This window comes from Pseudoalteromonas tetraodonis (assembly GCF_002310835.1).
GTDB lineage: Bacteria > Pseudomonadota > Gammaproteobacteria > Enterobacterales > Alteromonadaceae > Pseudoalteromonas > Pseudoalteromonas tetraodonis.
In genome coordinates, this window is record NZ_CP011041.1 from 247,569 (window position 1) to 268,311 (window position 20,743).

The following is a 20,743-nucleotide window of genomic DNA, read 5'->3' on the forward strand; positions in this document are numbered from 1 at the left end:
AGGGACGAGAACATCCGTCCTCAAGATTAACTCCGACAGGAGAGCTAAGGTGAAAGACTTACTTAAGTTTCTGAAGCAACAAAATAAGACCGAAGAATTCGATGCAATTCGCATTGGTCTTGCTTCACCAGACATGGTTCGTTCATGGTCATACGGTGAAGTAAAGAAACCTGAGACTATTAACTACCGTACTTTCAAGCCTGAGCGCGATGGCTTATTCTGTGCCCGTATTTTCGGCCCAGTGAAAGATTATGAGTGTTTATGTGGTAAATATAAACGCCTTAAACACCGTGGTGTGATCTGTGAAAAGTGTGGCGTTGAAGTAACACTCACTAAAGTGCGTCGTGACCGTATGGGTCATATAGAACTGGCAAGTCCAGTTGCGCATATATGGTTTTTAAAATCATTACCGTCACGTATCGGCTTAATGCTTGATATGACGCTTCGTGATATTGAACGTGTTCTTTACTTCGAATCATTCGTAGTAACTGAGCCTGGCATGACAACGCTTGAGCGTGGTCAGCTATTAGGTGAAGAAGAATACCTAGATGCACTTGAAGAGCACGGTGATGAATTTGAAGCGAAGATGGGTGCTGAAGCAGTATTAGACTTACTGCGTGAACTCGATCTTGCTCAATTAATTGCAGAAATGCGTGAAGAGTTACCTACAATTAACTCTGAAACTAAGCGTAAAAAGATCACTAAACGTCTTAAGTTAATGGAATCGTTCCACCAATCAGGTAATAACCCTGAGTGGATGATCATGACAGTACTTCCAGTATTGCCACCTGACTTACGTCCATTAGTACCACTAGACGGTGGTCGTTTTGCGACATCTGATCTAAATGACCTTTACCGTCGTGTTATTAACCGTAATAACCGTCTTAAGCGTCTACTAGATTTAGCTGCACCAGATATTATCGTACGCAACGAAAAACGTATGTTACAAGAAGCGGTCGATGCGCTACTTGATAACGGTCGTCGTGGTCGTGCAATTACAGGTTCTAACAAACGTCCTCTTAAATCGCTTGCTGATATGATCAAAGGTAAGCAAGGTCGTTTCCGTCAGAACTTACTTGGTAAGCGTGTAGATTACTCTGGCCGTTCTGTAATCACGGTTGGTCCTACACTTAAGCTTCATCAGTGTGGTCTTCCTAAGAAGATGGCATTAGAGCTTTTCAAACCATTCATCTATGGCAAATTAGAGCGTCGTGGCATGGCTACGACAATCAAAGCTGCTAAAAAGATGGTTGAGCGTGAAGTAGCGGAAGTATGGGATGTACTAGACGAAGTAATTCGTGAACATCCAGTATTACTTAACCGTGCACCAACACTTCACCGTTTGGGTATCCAAGCGTTTGAACCTGTGCTTATCGAAGGTAAAGCGATTCATTTGCACCCATTAGTATGTGCGGCGTACAACGCCGATTTCGATGGTGACCAAATGGCGGTACACGTACCGCTAACAATTGAAGCGCAACTTGAAGCTCGCGCGTTAATGATGTCTACAAACAACATCTTATCGCCTGCTAATGGTGAGCCAATCATCGTTCCTTCACAGGACGTTGTATTAGGTCTTTATTACATGACGCGTGATCGTATTAACGCGAAAGGCGAAGGCGCCGTATTTAAAGATCCTAAAGAAGCAGAAAAAGCATACCGTAGTGGTAATGCCGACCTTCACGCTATCGTGAAAGTACGTATTAGCCAATCAGTTAAAAACGAAGAAGGTGTTGTTGAAGACACTGTAACCGTAATTGATACTACTGTTGGTCGTGCGATTCTGTCTTTAATTTTACCAAAAGGCATGCCGTATGAGTCAATCAACCAAGCCTTAGGTAAAAAGCAGATTTCTGGCTTAATTAATGAGTGTTACCGTCGTCTTGGTCTAAAAGACACAGTTATGTTTGCTGACCAAATCATGTACACCGGTTTCCACTATGCAATGAAGTCAGGTGTTTCAATTGGTATCGATGACTTAGTTATCCCACCAGTTAAAGCAGCAATCATTGAATCAGCTGAAGCTGAAGTAACTGAAATCAACCAACAATTCCAATCAGGTCTTGTAACGGCTGGTGAAAAGTACAATAAAGTTATCGATATCTGGTCACGTGTAAATGAAAACTTATCACGTGAAATGATGGCCAACTTGTCAAAAGACACGGTTATCAATGCAAAAGGTGAAGAAGTAGAGCAACCGTCATTTAACTCAGTGTTTATGATGGCCGACTCAGGTGCTCGTGGTAGTGCCGCTCAGATCCGTCAGCTAGCAGGTATGCGTGGCCTAATGGCACGTCCAGATGGTTCAATCATCGAGACGCCAATCACGGCTAACTTCCGTGAAGGTCTAAACGTACTTCAGTATTTCATCTCAACGCACGGTGCGCGTAAAGGTCTTGCCGATACAGCACTGAAAACAGCGAACTCGGGTTACCTAACGCGTCGTCTAGTAGACGTTGCACAAGATTTGGTAATCAATGAAGACGATTGTGGCACAGAAGATGGCTTAACAATGAAACCGCTTATTGAAGGTGGTGACGTTGTAGAAGCACTTCGCGAACGTGTACTAGGTCGTGTTGTTGCTGAGCCTGTTGTTATCCCTGGTACTAATACAGTACTTGTAGAACGTAACATCATGCTTGACGAAAAACTGTGTGACCTTTTAGAAGAGCACTCAGTTGATGAAGTTCGTGTACGTTCAGTTATCACCTGTGATAACGACTTTGGTGTTTGTGCTAAGTGTTATGGTCGTGACCTAGCACGTGGTCATATCATCAATGCGGGTGAATCAGTAGGTGTTATCGCGGCACAATCAATCGGTGAGCCGGGTACACAGCTTACGATGCGTACATTCCACATCGGTGGTGCGGCATCAAGAGCGTCTGCTGAAAATAATGTACAAGTTAAAACTAACGGTACATTAAAACTTCACAACGCTAAGTATGTATTAAATACAGACGGTAAGATTGTTATTACCTCTCGTTCTACCGAGATCACTATCATTGATAGCTATGGTCGTGAGAAAGAGCGTTATAAAGTACCTTACGGTGCGGTATTAACAGTGCAAGACAATGCAGAAGTTCAAGGTAACGACATCGTTGCTACTTGGGACCCGCATAGTCACCCAATCGTTCTTGAGCATAAATCAAAAGTATCGTTCAGCGATATCGATGATTCAAACACTGAAGCACAGACTGACGAACTAACGGGTTTAACTCGTGTAGTTGTTAAAGATCTTGCTAAAGCGAATGCGAAAGAGCCAAAGCTTATCATTGAAAGTGATGAGCGTGGCTTGCAAGAAACGCGTCTTCCTTCATTCACTACGATTGAAGTAACAGACGGCGCGACTGCAAACCCAGGTGACGTGTTAGCACGTATTCCGCAAGAAGGTTCGAAAACTCGTGATATCACGGGTGGTCTACCACGCGTAGCCGACTTATTTGAAGCACGTAAGCCGAAAGATCCAGCTATCCTTGCAGAAATCACAGGTACGATTAGCTTCGGTAAAGAGACTAAAGGTAAGAAACGTTTAGTTATTACACCAGCTGAAGGCGATCATTACGAAGAAATGATTCCTAAGTGGCGTCAACTTAACGTGTTTGAAGGTGAACAAGTGTCTAAAGGTGAAGTTATCGCCGATGGTCCAGAATCACCGCATGACATCTTACGCCTACGTGGTGTGACTCATGTTGCTAATTACATTGTTAACGAAGTGCAAGAGGTTTACCGTTTGCAGGGCGTTAAGATCAATGATAAGCACATTGAAACTATTATTCGTCAAATGCTACGTAAATGTATCATTCTAGACGGTGGTGATACTGAGTTCTTAGCCGGTGAGCAAATTGAAGTGGCGCGCGTTAATATCGCAAACCGCGACCTTGAAGCTCAAGGTAAGATCCCAGCTAAGTTTGAAATCCAGTTAATGGGTATCACAAAAGCATCACTAGCGACAGAATCTTTCATCTCAGCAGCCTCGTTCCAGGAGACAACTCGTGTCCTAACAGAAGCCGCTGTAAATGGTAAGAGCGATGAACTACGCGGTCTGAAAGAAAACGTAATTGTGGGTCGATTGATCCCAGCCGGTACCGGTTTTGCGTATCATCAAGAGCGTATGGCTCGTCGTAAGCAAAAAGACGTTGTTGAAGAGCAAACGGTAAGTGCGGAAGAGGCAACTCAAGCACTCACTGATGCTTTAAACGCGGATTTATCTGGAAATCAATAAACCGAATCTAATCAATAGATTAGAGTTTCACAAGGCAGTTATCTACTGCCTTGTGAGCGGTTTAGGTTGACAGGTCAATCTTTGCTCATTAAAATTCCGCCACCCATTTACTTGCACGTTTAAAACATGCTGGTAAAACAAGGGCGGATTTTTTATTTTTTTCAGTAGTAATTTTAATTTCAGGAGCTATTTAAATGGCAACTATTAACCAGCTAGTGCGTAAGCCACGTCGTAGCAAGGTTACTAAAAGTAACTCAGCTGCGCTTAAAGCGTGTCCGCAAAAGCGTGGTGTATGTACTCGCGTATATACAACTACACCTAAGAAACCAAACTCGGCGTTACGTAAAGTAGCTCGTGTACGTTTAACTAACGGTTTCGAAGTAACTTCATACATCGGTGGTGAAGGTCATAACCTTCAAGAGCACAGTGTAATCCTAATCCGTGGTGGTCGTGTTAAAGATTTACCAGGTGTGCGTTTTCACACTGTACGTGGTGCACTTGACTGTGCAGGCGTTAGCGACCGTCGTCAAGCTCGTTCTAAATACGGTGCAAAACGCCCTAAAGGCTAATTGTTTTCCGTTAGTAAGGCCAAGCACTAAATATTATTAATTATTGTTTTGGGTGATTGACTCGAAAGAGCAAACCTGAATAAACCGGAGATACAAAATGCCTAGAAGACGCGTAATAGGTCAACGTAAAATTCTTCCAGATCCTAAGTTCGGATCGGAACTTCTTGCTAAGTTCGTTAACATCGTAATGTTAGACGGCAAGAAATCTACTGCTGAAAAAATCGTTTATGGTGCGCTAGACGTGGCTGCTGAGAAATCAGGCAAGTCGCACCTAGAAATCTTTGAAACTGCACTTGATAACATCCGTCCACAGGTAGAGGTTAAATCTCGCCGTGTTGGTGGTTCAACTTATCAAGTACCAGTTGAAGTACGTCCAGTACGTCGCAACGCATTAGGTATGCGTTGGTTAGTAGACGCTGCACGTAAGCGTGGCGAAAAATCTATGGGCTTACGTTTAGCTCAAGAAATCGTTGACGCTGCTGACAACAAAGGCACTGCGGTTAAGAAACGTGAAGACGTTCACCGTATGGCTGAAGCGAATAAAGCATTCGCTCATTACCGTTGGTAATCTGTCCTTAACCTTTAAGAGGATTTTATGGCACGTACAACTCCACTTGAGCGTTACCGCAATATCGGTATTTGTGCTCACGTAGATGCAGGCAAAACCACCACAACAGAACGTGTTCTGTTCTACACAGGTCTTTCTCATAAGATCGGTGAAGTACATGATGGCGCCGCAACTATGGATTGGATGGAGCAGGAACAAGAGCGTGGTATCACAATCACTTCTGCTGCAACAACGTGTTTCTGGAAAGGGATGGACGCGCAATTTGACGACCATCGCATCAATATCATTGATACCCCAGGACACGTAGATTTCACTATCGAAGTAGAGCGTTCTTTACGTGTACTAGATGGTGCGGTAGTTGTTCTTTGTGCTTCATCTGGTGTACAGCCGCAAACTGAGACAGTTTGGCGTCAAGCGAACAAATACGAAGTTCCGAGAATGATCTTCGTAAATAAAATGGATCGCACAGGCGCTGACTTCTTAACGGTTGTCGGCCAGGTGAAATCTCGTCTTGGAGCAACGCCTGTTCCAGTCCAGTTACCAATTGGCGCTGAAGACGACTTTAAAGGTGTTATTGACCTTATCAAAATGAAAGCTATTAACTGGAATGATGAAGACCAGGGTATGACTTTCTCTTATGAGGCAATACCGGCAGAACTTCAGGATTTAGCTGAAGAATGGCGCTCTCATTTAGTTGAAAGCGCTGCTGAAGCCTCTGAAGAACTAATGGATAAATACTTAGAAGGTGAAGAGTTAAGCGAAGCAGAAATTAAAAATGCTTTGCGTCAACGCACATTAGCGAACGAAATTGTTCCCATGACCTGTGGTAGTGCATTTAAAAACAAAGGCGTTCAAGCTGTGCTTGATTGCGTTGTTGAATATATGCCATCACCCACACAAGTGAAACAAATCCAAGGTATCCTCGAAGATGGTACCGAGGAAGAGCGTCCTGCTGATGATAAAGCGCCGTTTGCTGCACTTGCTTTTAAGATTGCAACAGACCCGTTTGTTGGCACCTTGACCTTTTTCCGTGTTTACTCTGGTACTGTTAAACAGGGTGATGCGGTATATAACCCAGTAAAAAGTAAGCGTGAGCGTCTTGGTCGTATCGTTCAGATGCATTCAAACTCACGTGAAGAGATCAAAGAAGTCTACGCAGGCGACATCGCGGCGGCTATTGGTCTCAAAGACGTAACAACAGGCGAGACACTGTGTGATCCGAATTCTATTATTACGCTAGAGCGTATGGAATTCCCAGAACCAGTTATCTCTGTTGCGGTTGAGCCTCGCACAATCGCTGACCAGGATAAAATGGGTATCGCGCTAGGTAAACTAGCGGCAGAAGATCCATCTTTCCGCGTACAAACTGACGAAGAATCAGGCCAGACGATTATCTCTGGCATGGGTGAACTTCACCTTGATATCATTGTCGACCGTATGAAACGTGAATTCAGTGTTGAATGTAACGTTGGTAAGCCGCAGGTTGCATACCGAGAAGCTATTCGTTCAACTGTTGAAGTTGAAGGGAAGTTCATACGTCAATCAGGTGGTCGTGGTCAATATGGTCACGTCTGGCTTAAACTTGAACCGATGGATATTTCGGATGATGAAGCCCCAATTTACGAGTTCGTAAACGAAACCGTAGGTGGGTCAGTTCCGAAAGAATACATCCCTGCGGTAGACAAAGGTATCCAAGAGCAAATGGCTCAAGGTGTACTGGCAGGCTACCCATTACTTGGTGTTAAAGCGACTTTATATGATGGTTCATTCCATGATGTAGATTCGAATGAAATGGCATTTAAAATAGCAGGTTCACTGGCTATGAGACAAGGTGCGCTAGATGCAAACCCTGCACTTTTAGAACCAGTAATGAAGGTTGAAGTACTCACTCCTGAAGCAAACATGGGTGATGTAGTTGGCGACCTAAACCGTCGTCGCGGCATGATCGAAGGCATGGAAGATGCACTTGGTGGCCTTAAGCAAATTAATGCTGTGGTACCACTATCTGAAATGTTCGGTTATGCGACTGCTTTACGATCTGCAACACAGGGCCGTGCCTCATACTCTATGGAGTTTTTGAAGTACGCTGAAGCCTCTAAGCAGGTTGCAGATACAATAATTTCAGCTCGCGCTGTTATATGATTTTAGCTTGTCTGGCTCAATACTGAGTCAGGCTTTAATTTCTTTATTAGGAATTTTTTAAGATGGCAAAAGAAAAGTTTGAACGCGTAAAACCGCACGTAAACGTTGGTACAATCGGCCACGTTGACCACGGTAAAACTACACTAACTGCAGCAATCACTAACGTACTTGCAAAAGTATACGGCGGTGTTGCTAAAGATTTCGCATCAATCGATAACGCTCCAGAAGAGCGCGAGCGTGGTATCACAATCTCAACTTCACACGTTGAGTACGATACACCTACTCGTCACTACGCACACGTAGATTGTCCTGGTCACGCCGATTATGTTAAAAACATGATCACTGGTGCTGCTCAAATGGACGGCGCTATCTTAGTAGTTGCTGCGACTGATGGCCCTATGCCACAAACTCGTGAGCACATCCTACTTTCTCGCCAAGTTGGCGTTCCTTACATCGTTGTGTTCATGAACAAATGTGACATGGTTGATGATGAAGAGCTACTTGAGCTAGTAGAAATGGAAGTTCGTGAACTTCTTTCTGAATACGACTTCCCAGGTGATGACTTACCACTAATTCAAGGTTCTGCACTTAAAGCACTTGAAGGCGAAGAGCAATGGGAAGCTAAAATCGTAGAGCTTGCAGAAGCACTAGATACTTACATTCCAGAGCCAGAGCGTGACATCGATAAGCCATTCATCATGCCTATCGAAGACGTTTTCTCAATCCAAGGTCGTGGTACTGTTGTAACTGGCCGTGTTGAAGCTGGTATCATCAACGTGAATGACGAAGTTGAAATCGTTGGTATCAAAGAGACTACTAAGTCTACTTGTACTGGTGTTGAAATGTTCCGTAAGCTTCTTGACGAAGGTCGTGCTGGTGAGAACATTGGTGCACTTTTACGTGGTACTAAGCGTGAAGACGTTGAACGTGGTCAAGTACTAGCTAAGCCTGGTTCAATCAAGCCACACACTACATTCACTTCAGAAGTATACGTACTTTCGAAAGATGAAGGTGGTCGTCATACTCCATTCTTCAAAGGTTACCGTCCACAGTTCTACTTCCGTACAACTGACGTAACAGGTGACGTACAGTTACCAGAAGGCGTAGAAATGGTAATGCCTGGTGATAACGTTAAGATGACTGTAACGCTAATCGCGCCAATCGCGATGGACGAAGGTCTTCGTTTCGCTATCCGTGAAGGTGGCCGTACTGTAGGTGCTGGTGTTGTAGCAACTATCGTAGAGTAATAATTAACGTTTAAGTTAATTGTTAGAAAAAGGTCACTTAGGTGGCCTTTTTTAATGGCTGCGATTTACATCATGTGAAGGTGGCGCAGTTACCTTAGGCATAGGTGCTTTGTAGCAACTATCGTAGAGTAATAATTAGCCTAGCTAATTAATACGAAAAAACCCGAGCTTAGCCTCGGGTTTTTTAATGCCTGCAATAAAATAAAGGTTTCAGGTGCAAGGTTTAAGGTTTTAGGTAAAGCAGCTCGGTGTAAATTTAACACTGTCACTTGGGTTGAGTTTTATCGCACTTAGAGGGTAAAGCATGAAGGTTCTACACTTACCTTATGCATTGGTGCTTAGTAGCAACGATCGTTGAGTTCTCAATTACTGTAATGCTGCAGGTTTCAGGTTTTAATGAGTGAAGTTTGGCGTTCCTGTTGTTGTCGTAACGAAGTTTAAAGCAGCATTGATACCGCTGCTTAAAAATTAACGAGGCTATTTTAAGGCTTGTTTATCGTTATTTAAGTTGGAACGTTGTTATAATAGGTAATAATTAAATAGTCAGTAGCGCAGAGAGTCCAATGGAACTTGAACAAGATAGCAATTTAACACTTCCTTTATTTATTCTAGATGAAACACTAAGTACCCGTGACTTAGCGCAGCCTGACTTGGAAATTTCAGTTATCTTAAGTGATGAGCTGCTTACTCAACTATGCCAGAACCCCAGTGCTGACAGTAGTATAGGCATTAGCATTGCAGACTATGAGTTGAATATCATCAATTCAAGCTTTGCTACCATAGCGCATAGCGAGCATGACGCTCAATTAACCATAACACAGGGCCCTCTATTAAGCGCTGTGGTGACTACTGTTGAAAACCTAACATTCGTATCACCACAAATCGATATGATGCCTACGTTCGATTTAGGTGATGAGACTGAATAATGAAAAAAAATATTATAGGTACTTTTGTACTGATTATCTTAAGTGGTTGTGCTTACTTAGGTAATGCACATTACAATGAATTATTCGGTCCTGAGAAAACACAAGATCGTATGGTTGCTCATAATAGCGGTGCTGGGGCTGAGTTTTTACAGCAAGTAAAGCCTGTACTCGATAACCGCTGCGTGGTTTGTCATGGCTGTTATGATGCGCCTTGCCAATTAAAACTCTCTTCTCCTGAAGGTATCGACAGAGGCCTCAGTAAAGAGTTGGTTTACGATGGTACTCGGTTGTTAGCCTCAACGCCGAGCCGATTATTATTTGATGCAACCACGACTGAGCAATGGCGTGATAAAGAATTTAGCCCGGTATTAAACGAGCGAGCACAAACTGAAGAAGCCAATTTAGCGGGTAGTGTGTTATTTAATACGCTGGTATTAAAGCAAAGTTCACCCTTGCCAGAAGATGAAGTATTAGATGAACGTTTTGATTTTTCACTTAGCCGCAACCAAAGTTGTGCGACGATGGGTGAGTTTGACCAATTAGCGGATGAGCAACCGCATGCGGGTATGCCTTATGGCTTGCCTGGAGTGACTGCTGCTGAATTTCAGCACTTACAAAACTGGATTAAAAAAGGCGGGAAAATGGCGCACATCAAGCCGCCATCAGCTGCTGAGCTTGCGCAAGTAAAAAACTGGGAAGCATTTTTAAATCAAGATGGTTTGAAGTACCAATTATCAGCGCGCTATATTTATGAGCATTGGTTTTTAGCACACATCTACTTTAGTGATGCACAATCACCTAACTTTTTTAAGTTGGTACGCTCAAGTACTCCCCCTGGTGAAGACATTAAATTAATAAGTTCTCGTCGCCCTTACGATAATCCAAACGTTGAGCGTGTTTATTATCGACTGCTTCACGACCGTTCTACTATTTTATCAAAAACACATTTACCGCTTAAACTTAATGATGAAAAGTTGGCACGTATTTACCAGCAATTTATTGCGCCAAATTACACTGTATCTAGTTTACCAAGCTATGAGCCTACCCTTGCATCAAACCCGTTTAAAACGTTTGAAGCACTGCCTATAGATGCAAAATATCAATTTATGCTCGATGAAGCTGAGCTAATTATTATGGGCTTTATTAAAGGCCCTGTTTGTCGTGGTCAAATAGCACTCAATGTGATTAATGATCATTTTTGGGTGGCGTTTGCTGATCCTAAAAAGGTAGCGACTCCGGCGGTAGGTAAAATGTTGGTGCAACATGAGGATGCATTAGAGTTGCCCGCAGCAGAGGAAAGTAATGCGTTACCGATTTCTAATTGGGTCAAATACTCGGTTCGCGAAAAACGTTACTTAAAAGCCAAGGTAGAGCTTGCTAATAATCTGTTCAAAAACGGCGAGCATTTAACCACCGACTTATTGTGGAAAGGGGATGGGCACAATCAAAATGCGGCACTGACTATTTTTCGACACTTTGATAGTGCAACTGTAGTTAAAGGCTTTATTGGCCAACAACCTAAAACTATGTGGGTGCTTGATTACGCGCTGTTTGAGCGTATTCATTACTTGTTAGTTGCGGGCTTTGATGTGTATGGCAATATTGGCCATCAATTAATAACGCGCTTATACATGGACTTTTTACGTTTAGAAGGTGAGCACAACTTTTTAGCTTTGTTACCTGAAGCTCAGCGAGAGACAATTAAACAGAGTTGGTATCGAAAATCACCACCTAGTTTGTCGACCTTTTTTGAAAACAATCGTGAGTTTAGTCAACCCAGCGGTATTAACTATCAAACAGATGAACCGCAATCAGAGCTATATGGCTTAATTAAAGAGGCATTAGAGCCCGTTTTAAGTCCTCGTTATGACTATAAAAAAGTACCCGCACCATTAAGTGCGATTAATACCATGCCTGCTAAAGCAGTTAACTTACTGCCACAGCTATCGTATGTGCTAGTGAAAGAGCAGGATGGCCACACAGGCTATACGATTATTCACCATAACGCGCACTATAATATTTCGAGTCTACTAAACGAAGATGGACAGCGCGCCTATGAAGAAGATACGGTGACAATTGTTCCGGGCTTTATTGGTGATTACCCTTCTGCAATTTGGTATTTAAATAACGCCCAACAGGTTTCGGCCTTTGCCGAACAGTTACCGCTAATGCAAGTGGAAGCTGATTATCGCGCTTTAAAGTCTAAGTTTGCGATTCGTCGAACTCACCCGCAATTTTGGCAATACAGCGATATTTTACATCAGGTTGCCCGCCAGTACCGAGGTGTTGAATTTGGCATGTTTGATTATAATCGACTAGAAAATCGTTAGGTACACGCTAAACGGTTACAAGAGCCCAGCTTAACTAGCTGGGTTTTTTATATTTAATAATTTAGTAATTAGTTTGCTAAGCTTAGGCTACAGTTAAAACAAAAAAAGTAACCTAGTGTATGTTCAACATTGTTAAGAGTATTCGCAAACGTTACCGTTGGGCTTTAGTTGCTATTGCCTTGTTGGTCAGCGTATCTGCATTACTGATGCAATACTTCTTTTCAGTGCAAAAATACGATGCAAAAATTATCAATATAGCTGGCAAGCAACGTATGCTTTCGCAAAAAATAGCTTGGCATAGCAATGCATTAATTAATCAAACGGATAACCACGCACAACATCTTCAATCGTTAAAACACTCCCTTGAGTTATTTGAACAAGCCCATGAATATTTACTCACTAAGGATGAACAAGGTGACGCAGTTTGTCTAAATACACCTTTATTTGATTTATATTATGCCCCCCCAAGCAACTTAGATGCAGAAGTGTTGGCCTTTATAACGCAAGCTAAAAATTTGGTTTCTCGAAAGGAGCCTATTAATTTGGCTTCGTTTTCTGTGAGCGAAGTTGAAGCATTACTCAAAAAATTAGACACTGCGGTGAGCTTATTTGAGCAACAAGCGGTAAAAAAGGTTGATTGGATCTCTAGTATTGAACTGCTTTGTTGGTTTTTTACTCTGGCATTATTGTTTTTAGAACTTAGATTTGTGTTTATGCCGATGGAAAAACGAGTTCTGCAGACCTTACAAAAGTATCAACAACAAAAAGAATTTGCAGAGCAGGTAAGTAATAACAAAGAGCACTTTATTGCACGAGCCAGTCATGAATTTAGAACCCCATTACAGGGGTTAATTACCTCGATCGATGAGCTAAGAATTCCCACTTCACAGCAGGATATACAGCGCCAAGCTCGGTATTGCTCGGCGAGGTTGTTGGCGATGTTAGATGAATTACAAGATTTACAAGCGCTGAGTTTAAATCGTTGGTCGTTAAACCCGACCTCTGACAACTTACTAACCACCATAAATAAAGTGTTAGTTGTGTATGAATATGGTTGTACTGAAAAAGGGTTAAAGTTAATCAGAGAGTTAGCAGCGAGCTTAGACTGCGCGGTGATTGTAGATCATGCACGCTTACAACAAATAGTTAATGAGCTACTTAGTAATGCATTAAAGTTTACAGAGCAAGGAGAGGTAAAAGTCATCGCTACGCTCAACAATAACCAACTATCGCTGAGCGTCGAGGACACCGGCTGTGGCTTTGATCACCTTATCGAGCAATTAGAATTAGACAGCACTGAGCAAAGTAACCATTTTCAAGGACTCAGAACAGACCTTGCCCGTGTACAATATATTGTTGATGCCTTTAAGGGCGAGATTCGTTTTGAAAATAATCGTCAGCAAGGGGCATCTGTATTTTTAACATTACCATTAGAGATGGATACTACTTTAAGCAAGTCATCGTCAATGCCTGATAACTTACATTGTTTAGTCGTTGAAGATAACCCACTTAATATGCTGGTACTCACTAAGCTATTAACTGCATTGAACATACACGCTGAATGCGCTGAGAATGGCAAAATAGCGTGTGAAATGGTCGCCAAAAAATCTTATGACGTCATCTTTATGGATTTAAATATGCCGGTTATGGATGGGTTTGAAGCCACTAAAATCTTGCATGATAACGATAAAACACTGCCGATTATTGTGGTTACCGCAAACACCTCTGATAGTGATCTTGCTCGCGCTAAAGCTTGTGGAGCAATAGGTCATATTCATAAACCCATAGATCAGCAAAGTATAATCGCGGCGCTAAACGATGCTTTTCTACCTGAGGTTGATTAAATCTCACTTGCTTAATTATTCCTTATTACGTTAGTTTGAGTTTTTAAGCTCTGTTTTGGGATCTAACGTGCGCTCAATTTTACTACAGCAATTTAGTGGTTATTTATCTACCGATGACAGTGAACGGTATTATATCGACGATTTAACTTGGCAAGTAAAGCAGGGTGAACATTGGGTCTTACTCGGGGGTAATGGTGCTGGAAAATCAGCACTCGCAGCAGCGTTAATTGGTGAAGCAAAACAACAAAGCGGGCAACGTCATAGTACCTTTAACAAGCTACAATTAGTGTCAAGTGATCTACAAAAGCAGTTACTTAATACGCATCGTAAAAGTGAAAAGCCACAAAAAGTAACAGACATGCTCTTTGCTGAGCCTCAAATAAATAGCGATTTATGCCAACTGTTAATCACCGCTTTTAATTTTGATGCCTTACTTAATCGTGATTTTACTGATTTATCTACTGGCGAAACGCGTAAATTATTATTAATTAAAGCGCTATCTGCTAACAGTGATTTAGTTGTGCTTGATGAACCATTTGATGGCTTAGACTCTGAATCGGTTGGGCAGCTCAACCGCCTATTACAGCAGTTGAGCGCACAAACCTGCTTTGTGTTTGTGCTAAACCGTGTTGACGAAATTCCAGCGTTTGTTGATCACTTTGCTTATGTGAATAATGGTCGTTTACAACATAGCTTGGCAAAACCGTGTGCAGCAAAACAAGCGGATTTATTCAAATTACTTCATTTAGAGCATACATCATTAAGTATTCCCGGTGCGCCTGAGCGCTGTTTTAAATCAGCGACAAACATGCCACTTGTTAAGCTCACTAATGCTCATGTGCGTTACAGCGAACAAACAATTTTTGAAAATTTAAACTGGACGATTAACCAATATCAGCACTGGCAACTCACCGGGAAAAATGGCTCAGGTAAAACTTGTTTATTAAATTTAATTACAGGTGATAACCCTCAGTGCTATAACAATGAGATTGAAGTGTTTGGTTTTAAGCGTGGCACAGGGGAGAGTATTTGGGATATAAAACAGCACATTGGTTATATTTCAAATACGCTACATTTGCAGTATCGAGTGAGTATTTCGGCGCTTAATACTATTATTTCAGGGTTTTTCGATAGTATAGGTTTATATCAACAAGCCAGTGAGTTACAAACGCGTTTAGCTAAAGAGTGGTTGGCACTAATAGGTTTAAGTGACAAAACAAATAGCGCTTTTACCCAGCTATCGTATGGCGATCAGCGACTATTACTGATTGTGCGCGCAATGGTTAAACATCCTGCTTTGCTTATTTTAGATGAGCCATGTTTAGGGCTTGATGAGGCAAATCGTCAACGCGTTTTACTGCTGATTGAAAAGGTGTGTGCTGCAAAAACGAGTACCGTTATTTATGTAAACCATCATGCAGCAGATACCATTAAAGGGATTGAACACACCTTAAAAATGGAAGATTTTAAACCGGCTCACTATGGGCAACAAGCTGCTCATAGTGAGACGCTTATATAAGCTTGTTTATAACTGAGTAACCTTAAACCCTTGGTCGCGAAGTTGTTTAATTAAACCATGCTGCTCAACTAAGTGCAGAGCACCTACCGCAATAAACACCTTACCTTGTTCAAGTTTAGGCGTGAGCTGAGTGACCCAATTATTATTGCGCTCAATAAGCATCACTTGCTCGCTTTGTTGACCGTATTGGCTGTCATCAAAACTGGTGTGGTAATAGCTGGTTAGGGTTTGCATATCGCCCTTTTTCCATGCATCCACTAGGGTGATAAAGTAGGTATTAATATCGCTTAGTTGCTCAAAAGTTTCTGCCATCATGGCATTGCTTAATGACTCTAAGCCATTAAACATCTGTAGTTGTTGCTCTATGGTTTCAAGCTCCGCAATGTTAATACTGTGCTTTTGCGCGTACTCGAGTATTTGCTTATCGATGCCGTTTTTATCAGAATAGCCCGCGTTTTGAAACTCAATTTGCATCATGGTCAACATGACAGCCCAAGGTTTAAAACTGTTGAACATGGCAATATCAATCGATTTTTTAGCAAAGTAGTCTTTGAGGAGTTGATAATTTTTTTCTGAAAGCTCGCTCTGTAGCGTACGCCCGTTAGTAAGCAGCATAAACGGCATAGAACGTTGTTGCATTTGTAATGGTGATAGTTTACTTATATCCACTTCAACAACAACTTGATTACTGTCATCCAGTGCGTGAGTCACTTTTTGTGGTAGCCCTTTCATGCTGGCATCACCCACATGCACGGTGCCAAATAAATACGAGCTAGCGCCTTGTTTTTCTATTTTGAATAGAGCCGGTGCTGCATAGCCATTGACGCTAAAGGCTAAAAGTAATAACACCATAAATAAATGACTAATACGTAATGACACGTTCATAAAATCCTATCCAAGTTTAAGTCGTTTTATAAATACTAACTTAGTTTACTTTATAGGTAACGTAAAAATGCCTGATTAATCAATCAGGCATTTTTCGGTGTTATTGATACCAATTATTGCTGTAGGCCATGTTGCCATAATTAGCCAGCGCACGAGCTTGCTTGATGAGTGCGCTATCGTTATGTTTGGGGTGTAATTGCTTATTTTTATAAATATAGGTGGTTGCCGGTTTATCTGGCTGCAAAATAACAACGTTATCATTTTGCATGTAAGCAAAGTTTTTATCGTACTGCATCATTGCACGCTGCTTATTTTTGGCCACAGGGCGAGTGAGATCGTGACCAATCATTGGGTGTTCACCGCTGGCGCCAATAAGCGACAGTAAGGTGGTAGGAATATCCAGCTGACTGGCTAATTGATGATCGCGTTTGGGCTTAATACCGTTTCCAAAAATAACCGCAGGAATTCTAAAGTGATCAATAGGTACAAGGCTGGAACCAGACACGCGTGAGTCGTGATCAGCAATCACTATAAACACAGTATCGTCCCAGTAAGATGACTTTTTCGCCTTTTCAATGAATGTGCCTAGGGCATAATCTGCATATTTAGCTGCGTTATTACGGCTTTGCTTTGGTTGCTCAAACAGGGCTATTTTACCGTCCGGAAATTCATAAGGGCTATGATTAGAACTACTAAAAATCAGACTAAAAAATGGCTTTTGCTGTTGTTGTAATTTATTCAGCTCTTTATCTGCTTGAGTAAATAAATCTTCGTCAGATGCGCCCCATGAACCATTAAAGTTAATGTTATCGAAGCTTTCACTATCAACAATATCACTAAAGCCGTTACCCAAAAAGAAGCTACGCATGTTGTCAAAGTGACTTTCTCCACCATAAATAAACTGAGTATGGTAGTCCTGCTTTGCTAAAAAACTAGCCAAGGTAAAAAAGTCACGTTGTGATTTATCGAGTTTTACAACCGCGCGTGAGGGAGTCGGTGTAAAACCGGTTATAACTGCTTCAATACCGCGTACAGAGCGAGTGCCGGTAGCGTATAAGTTATCAAATCCCCAGCCCTGTTGATAAAGTGCATCTATATTAGGCGTTAAGGGTAAGCCACCTAAGGTACCTACATAACGAGCGCCCAAGCTTTCTTGCAGAATAATAACCAGGTTTTTCTTTTTACCTTGGTAGCTTGCCTGATGAAAAGTGCGGGTAGGGGCATTTGGATTATTAAATATTGCTTGAGGATTTTGCATGGTACTGCGTACTGTGGCGAGTAACTCCTCTTGAGGGACCTTGCCATAATATGCCTGACTTGATTGCTCATTGGAGAGCTGTTTTAACGCAAATGCTACGCTATATGATGAATTAAGCGTGAGGTCATTCAGCAAGTGGTCGGTCGAAAATGCCACCATAGCGGGGTTTAATGGACGATGGCCTAATGAATTTCGAGCGCCTAACAGTGTTAGGCTACATATAATAACAGCTAATAGTGATAGTTTTATTGCCCCTAGGGACGAGCGGTTTTGCCATTGCTGAGTAAGAATTTTGTTAGCAAATTTAATGGTGAAAACGAGCGCTAAAACAGCGAAGAGGACTTCGAGTTTGTAACCTGAAAAAATCATTTTAGAGACTTCTTTAGGATAAATAAGGTATTCAATAAATAGGCGATTAGGGCGTAAGTCGTATTCGTTAATAAACGTGGGTGTAATAACCTCAAAAAACACTAACATTGCAGCCATTATTACTAAATACCACTTTACGACTCCTCGAATATAAGCAGTTAATTTGAGAGCATGTGCTGCAAGTGTTAGTAACAAAGCGGGGGTTATGATGTAGCATAATGTTGCTATATCAACACGTAAACCGCCTACAAAAACAAAGTGCCAGGCGCCTTCGGTAAATACACGGCCACTTTGCCACAAACTTAAACCTAATCGCGCAAAAGTTAGCAAGCATAGGAGTGCGAAAAAAAATACCGCTAAAACCCACAATGGCCCCAGTACTTTTTTAGTGCTACTGATTAAGTCCATAGCACAGACCACCAAACTAAAATAGCAATAAGCATGGCGATAAAGACACTGGCGGATGCAATATCTTTAGCTAGGCCTGATAGTTCATGATATTCGCTACCGATGCGATCAACCACCACTTCGACTGCGGTATTGACCAACTCAGCAAATAACACAAACAATAAGCTGGCAATCAAGATTAATTTGCTACTTAAAGTAATTTCTTGCAAGCAGGCAAATACGCCTAGCAAACTAAATAAAACCAACTCTTGCTGAAAAGCAGCCTCAAATCGGCTCATCCATTTTAGGCCGTTAAATGTATGGCTTAAGGTAAAAATTAGGCGCATTAGGCCTTGGCGTTTTATAACGGTTTTATTATTCATATTTTAGTTTCGCTATGGTTAATCGTTTGACATGACGCGAGTAAATCTTCAGAGGTTTGGTAGGTTTTACTCGCAACACCGGTTAAGCTTAAAAGGGTATGAAAAATAGCATCGTGTGATTGCGCTAAAGTGCTATTTAAGTTGTTTAGACACTTGGCTGTAATGCGCTGATTATGCTCATCAGCCCAGATGTAAAGAGGCACATGGGTTTGAGCTGTTGGTGCAAATGCATAGGGAAAGCCATGTAAGTATGCGCCATTTTCACCGAGCGACTCGCCATGGTCTGACACATACAGTAACTGCTTATCAATATTAGCTGGCAGTGCCTTTAACTGTTCAATAACTTGAGCGTTGATAAAATCACTATAAGCAATTGTATTATCGTAGGTGTTAACCAGTTCTTCAGCGCTACAGTTTTGAATATCGCTGCGGTCGCAGGTTGGACTAAACTGTTTAAATTTTTCAGGGTAGCGCTTAAAGTAAGTAGGGCCATGTGAACCCATCATATGCAGCACTATAACCGTATTAGCCTGACTCAAATTGGCAAGCTTGTACTTTAAAGGGGCTAGTAACGCTTCATCAAAACAGTATTTACCATCACATAGTTCAGATGCTTTGGTATCAATATTAATGGTAGGTACGCGCGTGCAGACGTTTTTACAGCCACTGTTATTATCAACCCACAAGACATCTGCGCCTGCTTGTTGTATCAAATCAATTACGTTTTGCTGGTTATCACTGTCTAAACGAGAAAAATTGGCATGAGTTTGCAGTGAAAACATACATGGTACTGACACTGCTGTGGCCGTGCCACACGACGATACGTTATCGAAATAAGTGACATTATGTTTTTGCGTGTATTGGTTGGTATTACGCTCATAGCCTTGGTAGGAAAAATTTTCAGCTCGAGCGGTTTCACCAACCACGATAACAGTAACTCGTGTTGTGCTTGGCGATGCTAAAGTTGGCGTGGTATCAATATTTTTAAATTCAATATCGCTATAAAGTAACTGGTCACGGGCGTATTTGTAGCCACTAGAGAGATATTGAAATGGAATAATTTCTTTTTTAAGAATACGGTTATTACGACCCGTTGCCGCGTAATCGGCGTAAAAGTTAACGACCACTAATGCAATCAGTGCAAAGCTTGCTAAAAGCAGTTTAAGACGGCTAATAACTTCTTTGTATGGGCGAGCGCAGTTTATTTTTATTCTACTCAAAATAAAGACAGGTAATGCGGCAAAAAGCAGTAAAAAGCCAACAAGTTGCAGGTTTAAATAGCTTAACGCTTCACTAGAGTCAGTTTCGACGGTGTTTTGTATCATGGAATAATCAAACACCACACCATAGTTCAATGAGCCATATAACGCCGCACTCGAGAGCACTAGCAGCAAGTAGTTAATGGGTTTTAGTATTCCCCGAATAGAAACCACTGAAAAGAATATGATTAGCAAACAAATCAGTAGTAACGGCACAGAAAACAAAAATAGCCATGAAAATGTGTGCAACGAGGTAATAGCGCTAAACGCACCATGCATAAATGGAATATTAATAACTAAGCCGTAATAACAAGCCATAAAAATAATGAATGCATTAGCACTGCAATTAAAATAAAAGCGTTTTTTAGTATTTTCTTGCGGTTGCTTACTGAGTTTGAAAGTTGGGTTCATAACACGCCTCTTTTTCGTGAACGTTGTTATGCTAGGCTGCCAGACTTAAGAAACTCTTAAGAAATCGATTTATTTTAATTTTGTTAGATAAAAATGAGGTGGCTTACTAAAAATTAATCAAACCAGAATTCAGTGTTATAAGAATAGTGAATTTCCTGAGTTGAAATGAAGGGATAAAAAATCTATTTAACCTGGTTTAATTGAATTTTAAAACCTGAGTAAGCGTGTTTTTATAATTATTTTGAATTGAATTTGGTGTTGACTTACCGCCCTGAGCGCGGTACTAATATAAAAAGACAGCGAAACAAGATGTTCGCAATGACTAAATCTTAAATGGTACTGAATTTTATGCTTAAAAATGCACTTAACCTAGTCCTGATTATTATCGTGGTGATTATTCCCGCGAGGGCTTCGTAGTGCTTTA

13 protein-coding genes are annotated in these 20,743 nt (G+C 41.5%); 9 read left to right on the top strand and 4 right to left on the bottom strand.

All coding sequences use genetic code 11. The features are described from left to right. The first annotated feature begins 49 nt into the window (after positions 1-49). The 9 genes from rpoC to modF all read left to right on the top strand — a co-directional run bounded on the left by rpoC (position 50) and on the right by modF (position 15,367). The gene (gene rpoC / locus PTET_RS01185) at positions 50-4,222 is read left to right on the top strand and encodes a DNA-directed RNA polymerase subunit beta' (RefSeq protein WP_096038092.1); all 4,173 of its coding nucleotides are present in this window, start codon (positions 50-52) and stop codon (positions 4,220-4,222) included. A 194-nt stretch (positions 4,223-4,416) separates the two neighbouring features. Then, positions 4,417-4,791 (top strand): 30S ribosomal protein S12, encoded by a 375-nt coding sequence (gene rpsL / locus PTET_RS01190; RefSeq protein ID WP_002958885.1) that lies wholly within the window; start codon positions 4,417-4,419, stop codon positions 4,789-4,791. Positions 4,792-4,888: 97 nt separating this feature from the next. Then, complete coding sequence (rpsG, locus tag PTET_RS01195; protein ID WP_010392135.1) at positions 4,889-5,359, top strand: 30S ribosomal protein S7; 471 nt, start codon at positions 4,889-4,891, stop codon at positions 5,357-5,359. Positions 5,360-5,386: 27 nt separating this feature from the next. Then, a complete protein-coding gene (gene fusA, locus PTET_RS01200; protein WP_016900051.1) occupies positions 5,387-7,501 on the top strand; it encodes an elongation factor G in 2,115 nt (704 codons plus the stop codon). Between the two features lie 62 nt (positions 7,502-7,563). Next, positions 7,564-8,748, top strand: coding sequence for an elongation factor Tu (gene tuf, locus PTET_RS01205; protein WP_013463851.1), 1,185 nt, complete (start codon positions 7,564-7,566; stop codon positions 8,746-8,748). A gap of 563 nt (positions 8,749-9,311) precedes the next feature. After that, positions 9,312-9,674 carry a hypothetical protein gene (locus tag PTET_RS01210; RefSeq protein ID WP_013463853.1) on the top strand — a complete coding sequence of 121 codons (363 nt, stop codon included), beginning with the start codon at positions 9,312-9,314 and terminating at the stop codon, positions 9,672-9,674. After that, complete coding sequence (locus PTET_RS01215) at positions 9,674-12,004, top strand: fatty acid cis/trans isomerase (protein WP_016899318.1); 2,331 nt, start codon at positions 9,674-9,676, stop codon at positions 12,002-12,004. Before PTET_RS01210 ends, PTET_RS01215 begins: the two co-directional genes overlap by 1 nt. A gap of 119 nt (positions 12,005-12,123) precedes the next feature. Beyond that, entirely contained in the window at positions 12,124-13,848 is a 1,725-nt protein-coding gene (locus PTET_RS01220; protein ID WP_096038093.1) for a response regulator, read from the top strand. Positions 13,849-13,915: 67 nt separating this feature from the next. Beyond that, positions 13,916-15,367 carry a molybdate ABC transporter ATP-binding protein ModF gene (modF, locus tag PTET_RS01225; RefSeq protein WP_013463856.1) on the top strand — a complete coding sequence of 484 codons (1,452 nt, stop codon included), beginning with the start codon at positions 13,916-13,918 and terminating at the stop codon, positions 15,365-15,367. A gap of 6 nt (positions 15,368-15,373) precedes the next feature. On the opposite strand, the gene PTET_RS01230 is transcribed toward modF, so the two are convergent. The 4 genes from PTET_RS01230 to PTET_RS01245 all read right to left on the bottom strand — a co-directional run bounded on the left by PTET_RS01230 (position 15,374) and on the right by PTET_RS01245 (position 20,319). Beyond that, entirely contained in the window at positions 15,374-16,252 is an 879-nt protein-coding gene (locus PTET_RS01230) for a TraB/GumN family protein (protein WP_013463857.1), read from the bottom strand. A gap of 100 nt (positions 16,253-16,352) precedes the next feature. After that, positions 16,353-18,287: an LTA synthase family protein gene (locus PTET_RS01235; protein ID WP_013463858.1), complete on the bottom strand. Its 1,935-nt coding sequence runs from the start codon at positions 18,285-18,287 to the stop codon at positions 16,353-16,355. Beyond that, positions 18,278-18,649 (bottom strand): diacylglycerol kinase, encoded by a 372-nt coding sequence (locus tag PTET_RS01240; RefSeq protein ID WP_008112748.1) that lies wholly within the window; start codon positions 18,647-18,649, stop codon positions 18,278-18,280. Before PTET_RS01240 ends, PTET_RS01235 begins: the two co-directional genes overlap by 10 nt. Beyond that, positions 18,646-20,319 (bottom strand): phosphoethanolamine transferase, encoded by a 1,674-nt coding sequence (locus PTET_RS01245; RefSeq protein WP_096038094.1) that lies wholly within the window; start codon positions 20,317-20,319, stop codon positions 18,646-18,648. Before PTET_RS01245 ends, PTET_RS01240 begins: the two co-directional genes overlap by 4 nt. Positions 20,320-20,743 lie beyond the last annotated feature (424 nt).